This window comes from Pedobacter ghigonis (genome assembly GCF_903166585.1).
GTDB classification, from domain to species: Bacteria; Bacteroidota; Bacteroidia; order Sphingobacteriales; family Sphingobacteriaceae; genus Pedobacter; species Pedobacter ghigonis.
In genome coordinates this window covers 352,153-364,892 of record NZ_CAESCM010000002.1, presented here as the reverse complement: position 1 = coordinate 364,892, position 12,740 = coordinate 352,153, and the positions used below count along the sequence as shown (strand labels likewise).

Annotated in this window: 9 protein-coding genes; 5 read left to right on the top strand and 4 right to left on the bottom strand. The window is 40.5% G+C overall.

Annotated features, from left to right (window positions below):
* Positions 1-111: 111 nt before the first annotated feature.
* The 5 genes from HWV58_RS04905 to HWV58_RS04885 all read left to right on the top strand — a co-directional run bounded on the left by HWV58_RS04905 (position 112) and on the right by HWV58_RS04885 (position 7,648).
* A complete protein-coding gene (locus HWV58_RS04905) occupies positions 112-723 on the top strand; it encodes a TetR/AcrR family transcriptional regulator (protein ID WP_124562579.1) in 612 nt (203 codons plus the stop codon).
* An 85-nt stretch (positions 724-808) separates the two neighbouring features.
* Positions 809-2,149, top strand: a complete 1,341-nt coding sequence (locus HWV58_RS04900; protein WP_175633011.1) for a TolC family protein — start codon at positions 809-811, stop codon at positions 2,147-2,149.
* Between the two features lie 2 nt (positions 2,150-2,151).
* Positions 2,152-3,219 carry an efflux RND transporter periplasmic adaptor subunit gene (locus HWV58_RS04895; protein WP_175633010.1) on the top strand — a complete coding sequence of 356 codons (1,068 nt, stop codon included), beginning with the start codon at positions 2,152-2,154 and terminating at the stop codon, positions 3,217-3,219.
* Positions 3,220-3,303: 84 nt separating this feature from the next.
* Positions 3,304-6,498, top strand: a complete 3,195-nt coding sequence (locus HWV58_RS04890; RefSeq protein WP_175633009.1) for an efflux RND transporter permease subunit — start codon at positions 3,304-3,306, stop codon at positions 6,496-6,498.
* Between the two features lie 346 nt (positions 6,499-6,844).
* Complete coding sequence (locus HWV58_RS04885; RefSeq protein ID WP_175633008.1) at positions 6,845-7,648, top strand: hypothetical protein; 804 nt, start codon at positions 6,845-6,847, stop codon at positions 7,646-7,648.
* 125 nt (positions 7,649-7,773) lie between these two features.
* On the opposite strand, the gene HWV58_RS04880 is transcribed toward HWV58_RS04885, so the two are convergent.
* The 4 genes from HWV58_RS04880 to HWV58_RS04865 all read right to left on the bottom strand — a co-directional run bounded on the left by HWV58_RS04880 (position 7,774) and on the right by HWV58_RS04865 (position 12,569).
* Positions 7,774-8,979: an MFS transporter gene (locus HWV58_RS04880; protein ID WP_175633007.1), complete on the bottom strand. Its 1,206-nt coding sequence runs from the start codon at positions 8,977-8,979 to the stop codon at positions 7,774-7,776.
* A 111-nt stretch (positions 8,980-9,090) separates the two neighbouring features.
* On the bottom strand, positions 9,091-9,744 hold the full coding sequence (tenA, locus tag HWV58_RS04875) for a thiaminase II (RefSeq protein WP_175633006.1): 654 nt from the start codon (positions 9,742-9,744) through the stop codon (positions 9,091-9,093).
* Entirely contained in the window at positions 9,741-10,559 is an 819-nt protein-coding gene (gene thiD, locus HWV58_RS04870; RefSeq protein WP_175633005.1) for a bifunctional hydroxymethylpyrimidine kinase/phosphomethylpyrimidine kinase, read from the bottom strand. The genes tenA and thiD overlap by 4 nt, the downstream gene beginning before the upstream one ends.
* 462 nt (positions 10,560-11,021) lie before the next feature.
* The gene (locus HWV58_RS04865; protein ID WP_175633004.1) at positions 11,022-12,569 is read right to left on the bottom strand and encodes a choice-of-anchor I family protein; all 1,548 of its coding nucleotides are present in this window, start codon (positions 12,567-12,569) and stop codon (positions 11,022-11,024) included.
* Positions 12,570-12,740: the final 171 nt, after the last annotated feature.

Below are 12,740 nucleotides of genomic sequence, written 5' to 3'. Positions count from 1 at the left end.
GTCATGAAATTGTAAGCTTACTTCTGGTTTAGCCAAACATTTCATGACAAATCATTTTTTAGCACTATTTTTGACTAAAATATTAAAAAAGTCAGAAAGTAGAAAAGTAAAATGATTGTAGCCGATAAAAAGAGAGAGCAAATTATTGATGGTGCTATAAAACGCTTTATCCATTTTGGTATTGGTAAAACCACAATGAACGATATTGCCGAAGATCTATCTGTATCCAAACCATCTCTTTATTATTATTTCCCGGATAAAAAGCATTTGATTGTGGGGGTGATTGAAAGAGTGTTTAACGATTTCTTCGAACTGATCAAAAAGAAATACAACCCTGAACTGCCGGTACAGGAAATTCTTTTTAACACGATTGATGTACGGAACACTTTTTTCCAAAAATATTACATGCTCCGCATTACGGAGGGAATTCCGGATTTACTGAACGATGAGGTGATTAAAGGCAAGCTGCATGCACTAAAAGAATCGGAAAAGGCTTTTTTCGCCGAGATTTTTAGTCAGGCTAAAGCAAAAGGAGAAATTGAGCACGATGATACCGCCCATGTTGCTGAATTGTACCTGGAAAGCTTAATGGGCCTTTGTACCATGTGTATTATGGAGACCGGCAAAGACCTCTTCCCCGACAAAAAAGCATTAAATAAAATGACGATGAAGCAAAAAAACCTGACCACCATATTCGTAAGGGGTTTAAGGTGCATAGATTAAGCGCTTAACGTTAGCCCAAATAAACAGCCTCAGGTTAATGGCTGAAAAAACAGAGAAGAACCCAAAAACAAAAAAACAATACATTATGCTTAGAATAAAAATGGTAAGATTAATGCTCATCGTTATTATCGGCTCGGTTTTACCGCAGCTGGCAATTGCACAGCAGCAGGTTACCTTAAAAGACGCGCTCACTTTTGCGCTCCAGAACAATACAAAAGTGCGAAATGCCAAATTGGATATTGAAGGTGGAAGATACAAGGTGGAAGAAGTAAGGGCACAAGCTTTACCACAAATTACCGGAAACGTAGGCTTAACCTACAACCCGATTATCGGTCAGTTGGTAGCTAATTTCGGTGGACAAACACAGGCGATCAAATTGGGCCAGAACTGGAATTCGACTGCCGGTGTTCAGCTTTCGCAGCAATTATTTAACCAGCAGGTTTTTACCGGTTTGCAGGCTGCACGATCGAGCGAAGAATATTATAACCTTACTTCGCAGTTAACAGAAGAGCAGATTATCGAACTGGTAGCCAACAATTACTATCAGGTTTTGGTAAACAGACAACAGCTTAACGTAATCGACACCAACATTAAAAATGTTAAGGTGGTTGAAAAAATTGTGGGCAACCAGTATAAAAATGGTTTGGCCAGAAAAATCGATGTAGATCGTATAAGTGTTAATTTAACTAACCTGAATACACAGCGCGAGCAAACTGTTAATGCGATTACCCAATTGGAAAACCAGTTGAAATTTTCGATGGGAATGCCCGTTGCAACGCCGATTAGCCTGCCTGCAACCGAATTAACGGAAGTAACTACCCTACCTGTATTTACAGATTCTATCGATCTGGCCAACAGAACAGAGGTTAAACTTTTAAATAACCAGGATAAACTATTATCGCTGCAAAGAAAAGCTTATGTGGCTGAATATTATCCATCATTGGCTTTAACGGGTAATTATACTTACTCGAGCCAAAGCGATGGTTTCGATTTCTTAAAATCCAATGCAGCAGCAATCGGATACGGAGCTTCGGCAGTAGGCCTGACTTTAAAAGTGCCAATTTTTAACGGTTTCTTAACCCGTTCTAAAATCCGCCAGGCTGATGTAAACATTAAAAAGGCACAGGAAAGCAGAAAAGAAACCACAAACTCTTTAAACCTGGCTTACGAAAATGCCAAAATACAGTTGCGCAATAACTTAAACACCATTAAATCGCAACGTAAAAATGCTGAATTGGCGCAAGAGATTTACAGAAGTACCCAAAATAACTACAACAACGGCTTAGCTTCGCTAACCGATCTTTTGGATACCGAAAACGCATTAACCTCGGCACAAAACAGTTATACACAGGCTTTATTAAATTATAAAATAGCCGAAATACAATTAATCAAATCAAACGGAAATATTAAATCGCTAGTACAATAGAAATGAAAAGAGTAATTACCATAATCATCGTAGTTGTTGTTGCCCTTGGTGCAATAGCTTATGTCTTAAAAAACAACAAAAAGAAGAACGAAGAAAAAACTGCTTTCATTGCTAAAGGTGGTGGCGCAGTTGCCGTTCGGGTTGCAGATGTACAGAAAAAAATTGTGGATTTAGATTTCAGTGCAAACGGAAATTTTATCCCTAAACAAGAATTAAACTTCTTATCAGAAAACGCAGGTCGTGTTACCGCCATTTATGTGGATGAAGGTGACCGAGTAAGCAAAGGTCAGGTTTTGGCACGCATTGATGCAGAAATCATCAATACCGACAGGGAAACTGCTGAGGCGAACTACCAGAATGCGGTACGCGATGAAGCCAGATACCAGAGTTCGTTCCAAACCGGTGGTGTTACGCAACAACAGTTAGACCAGGCTAAACTGGCTACAAGAAATGCAAAATTGCGTTTACAGGCCTCGCAACGCAAATTGAGCGATGCCAATATCAAATCGCCGATTAACGGTATCGTAAACAAAAGATACATTGAAGTTGGTGCTTTTGTAAATACCCAGGGTACGCAAATGTTCGAATTGGTTGATGTTTCTAAATTGAAACTGAAAGTTAATGTAAACGAATCGCAGGTGGCTAACCTTAAAATTGGCGATCAGATTACGATCAAATCTTCTGTTTTCCCAACTGATAATTTTTCGGGCAAGGTAACTTTTATTGCGGCTAAAGCCGATGCTACCTTAAACTTCCCAATCGAGATTGAAGTAAATAACAGCCATAAAAACACCTTAAAAGCTGGTATGTACGGAACCGCTGTGTTTAAATTCCCTAAACAAGCTCCAAGCATCCTTATTCCACGTACCTCATTTGTGGGTAGTGTAAGCAGCAACCAGGTTTTCTTGCTGGATAAAGCCAATAACACTTCAAAAATCCGCAATGTGGTTTCGGGCCGCATTTTAGGAGATAATGTTGAGATTTTGGATGGCTTAAAAGAAGGCGAAACAGTAATTACCAGCGGACAAATTAACCTGGCTGACGGAACTGCTGTAAGTATCGTAAAATAGTTCAATTGACAGTTATCAGTTTACAGTTTGTCATCCTGAGCCTGTCGGAGGACGATATTATTTCAATTGCAATAAAAAATTAAAATGAAGATAACAGATATATCTATAAAAAGGCCTTCGCTGGTTATTGTGGTATTTACCGCACTAACTTTACTTGGGCTACTCAGTTACTTTTCGTTGGGCTATGAGTTACTTCCAAAATTCTCGAACAACGTAGTATCTATTTCGACCATTTACCCTGGTGCATCGCCAAATGAGGTTGAAAATACCGTAACCAAAAAAATTGAGGACGCGGTATCATCGATGGAGAACATCAAAAAAATTAACTCGGTATCTTTCGAGAGTTTATCAACCGTAACCATCACTTTAACAGATGCGGCAAACATCGATATCTCGCTAAATGATGCACAACGTAAAGTAAATGCCATCCTGGCCGAGTTACCCGAAGATGTAAAAACGCCTTCGTTAAGTAAATTCTCGCTTGATGATTTACCGGTAATTACCATGTCGGCCTCTGCTAACATGGACGACGTTAGTTTTTACGATTTAATCGACAAACGTATTGCCCCGGTAATTTCGAGGGTTAGTGGTATTGCCCAGGTAAACTTAGTGGGTGGTTCAGAGCGCGAAATCCAGGTTTCGCTTGATGCCAATAAACTACAGGGCTATGGTCTTGCGGTTCCGCAGGTACAGCAAATGATTCTTTCGTCAAACCTTGATTTCCCTACCGGAAGTGTTAAAACACAAAATCAGGACGTTTTAATCCGTTTATCGGGTAAATACAGAAGTATCGAAGAGTTAAGAAACCTGGTTTTAACTACTGGTAAAGATGGTGCACAAATCCGTTTAGGCGATGTGGCCGATGTTCAGGATTCGCAAAAAGAAACTGAAAAATTAGCCCGTATCGATCGTAAAGCCTCTATCGCGATTCAGATTATTAAACAAAGTGATGCGAATGCTGTAGAAGTGAGTAAAGGCGTACATGCCATTATTGCTAAACTTAAAAATGAATATGCAAGCAATAAATTAGACATCAGAATTGTTAACGACAGTTCTATTTTCACCTTAGAATCTGCTGATGCCGTAATCCACGATTTAATTTTAGCTGTAATTTTGGTAGCCTTCGTAATGCTTTTCTTCTTACACAGCTTACGTAATGCGATCATTGTAATGGTATCGATCCCGGTATCGTTAATCGCAACTTTTATTGGTATCGGTTTATTCGGTTTTACACTAAACTTAATGTCGCTACTGGGGCTGTCACTCGTGGTAGGTATCCTGGTGGATGATGCGATTGTGGTACTGGAAAATATCCAGCGACACATGGAAATGGGTAAGAACAAAGTTCGTGCAGCATCTGATGCAACGCGTGAGATTGGTTTTACTGTAGTATCGATCACTTTCGTAATTGTGGTAGTATTCTTCCCGATTGCAGTAAGTACCGGTTTGGTTTCGAACATCCTGCGCCAGTTCTGTATCGTGGTAATCATTGCAACCTTACTATCGTTGGTGGCATCGTTTACCATTGTACCGCTTATTTTCTCACGTTTCGGTAAGTTAGAGCGTATTGAAGGCAAAAACCTATTTGGTCGTTTTATCCTTTGGTTTGAGAAACAGCTCAAAAAATTCACATTGTGGATTACCAGTATCTTAACCTGGTCGTTAAACCACAAAGCTTTAACCCTGATTATCGTTGTGGTGATGTTCTTCAGCTCATGCGGATTATTAGCAGGCGGTTTCATTGGTTCCGAGTTCTTCCCTAAATCTGATAAAGGTGAGTTTTTGGTGCAGTTAGAGTTGCCTAAGGATGCTTCTTTAGAGCAAACGAACTTCCTGACCCAAAAAGCAGAAGCTTTCTTAGATAAACAACCAGAAATTACCCAGTTAATTACAACTGTTGGTCAATCGACAGGTGATTTTGGTGGTACACAGGCAACTGCTTATAAATCTGAAATCAACGTTAAATTGGTTGAGCGCGATCAGCGTGAAGGTGTTTCTTCAGATATTTTCGCAACCAAAATGAGCCGTGCATTGGCTAAAGAGCTTGTAGGTGCAAAAGTAAAAACCGTGCCGATTAGTATCTTAGGTATTGCAGAAAATGCGCCGATACAGTTGGTGGTAATGGGTTCTGATTTAGATAGCGCATTAAAATATGCCGAAGGTGCACAAAAAGTACTTGGCGCAATTCCGGGTGCTACCGAGATTAAATTATCGGTAGAAAAAGGAACACCTGAGATTAACGTTCAGGTAGACCGCGATAAAATGTCGGCAGTGGGCTTAACCTTACAAACAGTAGGTTCTACCATGCAAACAGCATTTGCCGGTAACACAGATGGTAAATACAGAAAAGGCGAATACGAATACGATATCAATATTCAGTATCAAAACTTCAACCGCCAGAATGTGGAAGATGTGCGTAACCTGATTTTTGTAAATAATGATGGTAAGCAAATTAAATTATCGCAGTTCGCAACGATTACAGAAGGTTCAGGACCAAGTCAGCTGGAGCGTTTAAACAAATCTACTTCGGTATCGGTTAAGGCACAGTCAATTGGTCGCCCTACAGGTACGGTGGTTGCCGAATTTCAGGCGAAATTAGAGGAATTACAGAAAAACGGTAAGTTAAAAGCTCCGGTAGGTGTTAGTTACAGCTGGGCCGGTGACCAGGAAAACCAGGCAGAAGGTTTTGGTACTTTAGGTATTGCCTTGTTAGCCTCTATTATTTTGGTTTACCTGATCATGGTAGCCCTTTATGATAGTTTCATTTATCCTTTAGTGGTAATGTTCTCCCTACCTTTAGCGGTAATCGGAGCCTTACTTGCCCTGGCCTTAACCAACAACTCAATCGGTATCTTTACCATTTTAGGTTTAATTATGCTAATGGGTCTGGTAGCTAAAAATGCGATTATCCTGGTCGATTTTACCAACCACTTAAAAGCCGAAGGTAAAGAAACTAAGGAAGCACTGGTACTGGCCAACCACGCACGTTTACGTCCAATTTTAATGACCACCATTGCCATGGTATTTGGTATGCTTCCTATTGCCCTTGCAAGTGGTGCAGGTGCCGAGTGGAAAAATGGTTTGGCGTGGGTAATTGTAGGTGGATTAACCAGTTCATTGTTCTTAACCTTAATTGTAGTACCGGTAGTGTACTTAATATTCGACAGAATGTTAGAGCGCCTTGGTTTCAATAAAAAAGGAAAAACCATCGATGAGTTAATGGTTGAACCATACGACCATAAAGATGTAAATGAATACGATTTAGATCACGGACATTAATATCTCTCCAAATTAACAATCAATCAGCCCCGATGCAAATCGGGGCTTTTTTTATGGTCGTTACTGGCCGTGGTTCGTGTCTCCAGGAACCACCTACTTTTTGCCACGGAGCACACTGAAAACACGGAAAGTTATTTCTTAAATTCCTGCGAACGCCAAGGTTCGTCTCAACACGAGCCATTCTTTTGCCACGGAGCACGCGAAAAACACGGAAAGTGATACACCATGCGAATGCGGTGGTTTGTATCAACATGAACCACCATGGCAAACGCCAAATTTTACGCGGAGATAATCCTACAATGCTGTATCCAAACAAATTGCGAATCAACATTGTATATTAGTGATTATGTTTAAAACCGTTATTAGCCTATTTCTTATATGCACAGCCCTCATTGTAAAAGCCCAGCATCCGCCAGTTTTCCCGGCCATGACATCGGATTCGGTATTTGTTAAAGTAGCAAACCTCAACATTACGCTGGTAAAATATAGCTATAAGCCTAATGGGATTCGCTTTTTGGTGGTTCACGACAATGAAGATACGGGTGTAAAGGCTGGTTTCGATTATATCCGCTGGAGTGGTGGCGAACTGATAGACTGCCAGTATGGTGGAGTAAGAGACTATAATTTTACCTATATGGACGATCAATACCGGATTGATCCAAATGCCATTTATACTGAAGTCGGGGTAAATACACGATTGAAGAAGGACGCTTATAGCTCGAACGAAGTGGAGAAAGCCATATTAAATGCAGGTAAGCAAATTGTAGATTTTTACGATCCAAAATCAACGGGATATTTTTTAACCCTGCACAATAATGCCGACGGAGGTTTTGGAATTTCTTCATACCTGCCCGGATACGATTTAGCCAGTACGGCCGATTCGGTTTATATCAATTTCCAGATGGATAACGATGACCTGTTATACGTAACCGAACCGAAATTATTCTCGACCTTAAAAAAAGCGAATGTAAATGTAATTCTTCAATCGAAATTTGTTTCCAACGATGGTTCACTCTCCGTTTATGCCATGCAGAACAACATTCCATACATCAATGTTGAGGTACAACACGGTCACCAGGATGAAAACCTGCGATTGATAGAGTTGGCCATTGCTGCTTTAAAAGAACATGGATTGATGAAGAAAGAATAAATTTACTAGCGCGTCACCCCGATCCGATTGCTATCGAATTTATTTCAGGATCTCTTTAGCATGAAAGCATATAACGATATGCTATTCAATTAACCAGTTAACCGCTTCAAACAACTAACCAAAAATTAGTTTATTTCCTTAATTTTGGTAATTACAAAGGTGATTAACAAACCAAAAACAGATATTATTCCAAAAGAATAGCGCAAGCTAGATAGTTGAGAAATGTAACCAATTAGCGGCGGACCAAACAGGAATGCAAAATAACCGATGCTTGAAACCATGGTTATAGCCTTACCCGCAGGCACTTTTTTGTTGTTACCCGCAATGCTGTACACCATCGGCACAATACTCGAAACACCCAAACCGATTAACATAAAGCCTATAATCGCCACAAAAATATTCGGGAAGATTACTGCAAGTGCCATACCTATTGATATAATGGCACCACTAATTTGCAAAAGATTTTTCCGACCAAATTTACCGATCAGATATACCCCCAAAAATCTACCGCTGGCCATCATAAACATAAAAGAGGCATAGCCAATAATGGCACGGTTATGTGGCAACTTCACTACATCTTCAAAATAAATGGCACTCCAATCGAACATGGTTCCTTCAGTAGCCATACTACAAAAAGCGATAAGTCCCAATAAAACCAGGATCCCCTGCGGCATGGTAAAAAATTTCGTTTTTTCGGCCAGCGTATCGGGTTTATTGTAGTTGAGTAATTTTTTAGCGTTAAATGCCACATTAGTTAAAGATATAGCGGCGATAATCCAGAAATGCGTATACATTCCTAATTTTAAGTTAACCAGACCCAATGCAATTAATGCCCCGGTTAAATTCCCGATACTCCAGGCACCGTGGAAAGAACTCATAATCGGCTTACCGTAATAATTTTCGCCGGCAACGCCCTGCGTATTTAAGGCGATGTTGCAAAGGTTACCTGTTATGCCAAACAGTACCAAAAAAGCAGCCAATTGCCAGCCTGTAGTTGCCAATGCCAAAAAGGTTAAGGCAATAGCATACATGGGCGCTGTGGCCTGAAGCATTTTCTTGCTACCAAAGTGTGTGGTTAGTTTTGCCGAAAAAAACATCGTCATGATCTGACCTGCAGGCAATGCAAAGAGAATAGAACCTAATTCTGCATCATTTAAGTTCATTAAGGCTTTAAAAGTCGGAATCCGGCTGGCCCAGCTTGCAAAGCAAACCCCTTGCATAAAATAAAAGGCTGAGATGGCAAAACGTACTTGTTTTGGAGAACTATGCGCTACTACAGGTTTACTTTCTGGTGTATTTAATAGGGCCTGATCGTGCGTGCTTTCTTCCAAAACTGATGTATGAATAATAAGATTAAGCTGCAAAGTTCCTTAAATCTATTGGAAATACCGACATTTTTTTAAGTTTATATCAAAATATTTGCAGAAAAAGTTACAATACTGCTAAATCTTCCACTGTTCCAGTTGGTAAGCACTATCCCAAAACATCCATTCAAGCCGCGTGGCCATTTCAAAAGTATCGAGCATTTTTTGCCGCGTAGCAGGGCTTACGTGCCTGGCCAAATCATCGGTTATATTAATGGCTTGTGTCACTGCCTGGGCAAATTCGGCTCCTGCGTACATATCAATCCATCTTTTATAAATATTTTCGTTTCCCTTTTGCTGTGCAAAAATATGATCGCCAACTGCTTTATAAATCCAGAAGCAAGGTAAAACTGCTGCTGCAGCTACTTCAACACTGGCATAAGCTGCCTGGTTTAAAAGATAATTGGTATATAAAAGTGTTGCCGGCGATGGTGTTACCTTACTATCCAGACCAAATTCTACAAAATAACTTTCGTGCAGGCTACGCTCAGCGAAGATAGCTCCGGTAGAAAATCTTGCATAAGCCATCACCAATTCCGCATCATCAACACGACCACTAATGGTGCTTAAAGTCCGGCCAAATTCCAATAGATAATAAGCATCCTGTGCCAGATAAAAAATAAACTTTTCTTTAGGCAAAGTACCATCACTTAACTCCTGGTTAAAAGGCATGGTTAAAATCTTATCATAGATGGGTTTCACTAACTCCCAGGCCTGCTCGCTCCATTTCATTGTATAATTAGTTTTGAAGGGTTAAAAAAATGATTCAACGGACCGTTTCCGGCACCTGTTGTAACCTGGCTACCCGCCTGTAAAGCGGCGGCAATATATTGCTTCGCGTTTTTAACGGCAGTTAGCAAATTATTGCCCTTACCCATTTCGGCAGCAATAGCAGAAGATAAGGTACAACCTGTTCCATGCAGATTTTTGGAGACAATAAAATCGCTCTCCAAAATCACAGGTTCCGCATCGCCGGTAATAAACACATCGTAAATAACCGGACCAGATAAATGTCCACCTTTAACCAATACTGCCTTTGCTCCTTTTCCGATAATTTTTCGCCCGGCAGCAACCATATCATCGAGGTTCTGAATGGCTTGTTCGGCAAGTATAACGGCTTCATCTATATTTGGGGTAACCAGGCTTACGAGTGGAAACAACTTATCGATTAGCTGTGTAATGGTATCGGGCTCAATAAGCTTATGACCACTGGTAGCCACCATTACCGGATCTAAAATAACAGGAACTTTGTTGCCATAAGCTTTAAGTTCAGCTTCGATTACATCGACCACTTCTGCCCGGTTAATCATCCCGATTTTAATGGCAGCAGGCTGTATATCTTCGAGCACGGCTTGCAGCTGGTCTTTAATCATTTCGGGTGGAATACCATGAACAGACCTTACGCCCATCGTATTTTGTGCTGTTGCCGCTGTAATTACCGAAGTACCAAAACAGCCCAGCGCCGAAAAGGTCTTTAAGTCGGCCTGAATACCTGCACCACCACCGCTATCGGAGCCTGCTATGGTTAAAATATTAATATAATTCATGGTTGTAAGACTTCATCTTTGTTTATAACACTTCAGGAGTCTTCAAAATGCAGAAATGCATTGTACGCAGCAGACAAACTAATTTCCTACGCCGGCATTATCCGGATCAGGTTCATTTGAGGTTGATGGCTGGAGGGTTTTAAGGCTGAAGGACATTACCCTCTACCTTTTTACCTTCTACCTTTAACCTCAAAATGGGTATATTCTCAGCCAACAGATTTGAAGGCACCCCTAAAGTTTTATTTTGTGCTGCAATATAGGGTTAAAAGTTGGAAGCTTAAAGGGTAAAGCGTGGTTATTATGGTGCCAGATGTTGTTCAATTCAATAGCTTATACAGCTTATCTAAGGCATTAAGATTCCCAATCCGTGGGAATGACGGTTTATCGAATGAAATAGTGCAAAACAAAAAAGCCCCGATGTAAAACCGGGGCCCAAAACATAATAATTAATAAGAGAGTCGACTATATTTTATCAGGTTGATAGAACCGAACTGTTCCATCTGCTTCGTTTGAAACAATTAATAAGCTTCTGCCATTCGGGCTATCTTTTGGTTTTACAAATAACAGGCCTTCGGGTGCATCGCCGGTAGAGAATAGCTGAACAAATTTCGGTGCAGCAGGAGTAGTAACATCATAAATGGCAATTGCATCTGCGCGCTCCATACCAATAAAAGCTAAAGTTTTTCCGTTTACCTGTGCAACAGTTACACTTTCTACTTCTACCCCTTTATTATCTGAACGGTCATCATCGTATTTATCAGCATCAATTACATGTTGCTCTAAATCTTTACCAATATTGGCTACCAAGGCGCCGGTATTGGCATTCAGGATGCTTACACTTCTTCCGCCAGTTGAAAATAATTCCTGATATACTTTATTGGCACCAACCACGGTATAGCCAGCAGTATTGGTTACGGTAAGCCTGCCCAGATTAGCATCTAACTGCAAGGTTGCTGCATTCGGAAATTTAACCGGGTCCAAAATAAGATCCTTTACGCGCACTTCTTCCTTAGCGTCTTTAGGGGTATAATCCTGCCTGGTATCGCCTTCATTTGCCAAAGCAAGGTAAGCAGTACCGCCAGTGCTGAAATATGAAATTGCATCGGGCAAATAATAAGCCTTGATAGGCCATGTACCCAAAACTTTTTTACTGTCTTTATCGCTTACATCAAAGGCGTTTTCGGCTAAACTGATATCTCTGGTGCCCAAAGGGGTAATTTTGGTAATGGTTCCGGCAACAATATCCACTTCGGCAACACCGTTGTTTTCCTGTAGGGTAACGTATGCTTTTTTAGAATCAGTACTAACGGCAATATATTCGGGCTCAATGTCCTGGGTAAAACTGGCATTGTAACCATAAATCCTGAAACCACCTGCCATTAAAGTTGCTTTCTGCGATTCGAAAGCCGAGAAATCTACCGTTTTTACCGAATAATTATCTTTGATATTGATGATTGAAATGCTTCCTTTAGGATCAACAGTATAAGCCAGATTCGGTTCGCCTTCGTTAGCCGATAAAATGTAATTTCCATCCGGACTAAAAGTTACCATATCGGGCATAGCACCCACAGTAATCTTTTTAACTTCTGATAAATCGGAGGTTTTTAACACTAACACATCTCCATTTCCCTGCTTATCGGCACCATCTAAAGCAATTGCCAGTAAACCGTTGCTCACCGCAACACTGTTAATGCCCGCATTGTTTGGATAAACTAATGTTTTCAATTTGGTAACGGTTGGGTATTTACTCATATCCACCACATCAACCTTGGTTCCGCCATCGTTACTCACCACAAACAGCTGTTTGGTTGAGGGATCGTATGCAGAAATTTCTGAAGCAAATTCTCCACCCAAATCAATTGATGCAATTTCCTTAAAACTGTCGATTTTTTCGGGAACTACCGCTTCGGTTGGTGGATCTATAATCGGTTCATCGGTTGGGTTTTTCTTACAGGCAGTAAATGCCAGTGATGCAATCAGGATCGCACCAAATAGTTTTTTACAGTTCATCGTTTGTTTATTATCTGAACCGCAAAATAAATTCGTATAACGCTGTTTTTCAAGCAGTGTAGATTATCATTTGGTTAAGAATGTGTAAAGACCGAAGCTTAAAGTGGAAAGACAAAAGCTCAAAGCAGAAAGACAAAAGCGCCCCCAGGTCGCCATCTCGACTAAAGCGCA

Bases quoted from the DNA above. Each gene is read 5' to 3' on its own strand.
- tenA (WP_175633006.1), bottom strand. From the start codon at position 9,744: ATGAAATGGAGCGAGCAGGCCTGGGAGTTAGTGAAACCCATCTATGAT.
- HWV58_RS04890 (WP_175633009.1), top strand. From the start codon at position 3,304: ATGAAGATAACAGATATATCTATAAAAAGGCCTTCGCTGGTTATTGTG.
- HWV58_RS04865 (WP_175633004.1), bottom strand. From the start codon at position 12,569: ATGAACTGTAAAAAACTATTTGGTGCGATCCTGATTGCATCACTGGCA.
- HWV58_RS04895 (WP_175633010.1), top strand. From the start codon at position 2,152: ATGAAAAGAGTAATTACCATAATCATCGTAGTTGTTGTTGCCCTTGGT.
- HWV58_RS04885 (WP_175633008.1), top strand. From the start codon at position 6,845: ATGTTTAAAACCGTTATTAGCCTATTTCTTATATGCACAGCCCTCATT.
- HWV58_RS04900 (WP_175633011.1), top strand. From the start codon at position 809: ATGCTTAGAATAAAAATGGTAAGATTAATGCTCATCGTTATTATCGGC.
- thiD (WP_175633005.1), bottom strand. From the start codon at position 10,559: ATGAATTATATTAATATTTTAACCATAGCAGGCTCCGATAGCGGTGGT.
- HWV58_RS04905 (WP_124562579.1), top strand. From the start codon at position 112: ATGATTGTAGCCGATAAAAAGAGAGAGCAAATTATTGATGGTGCTATA.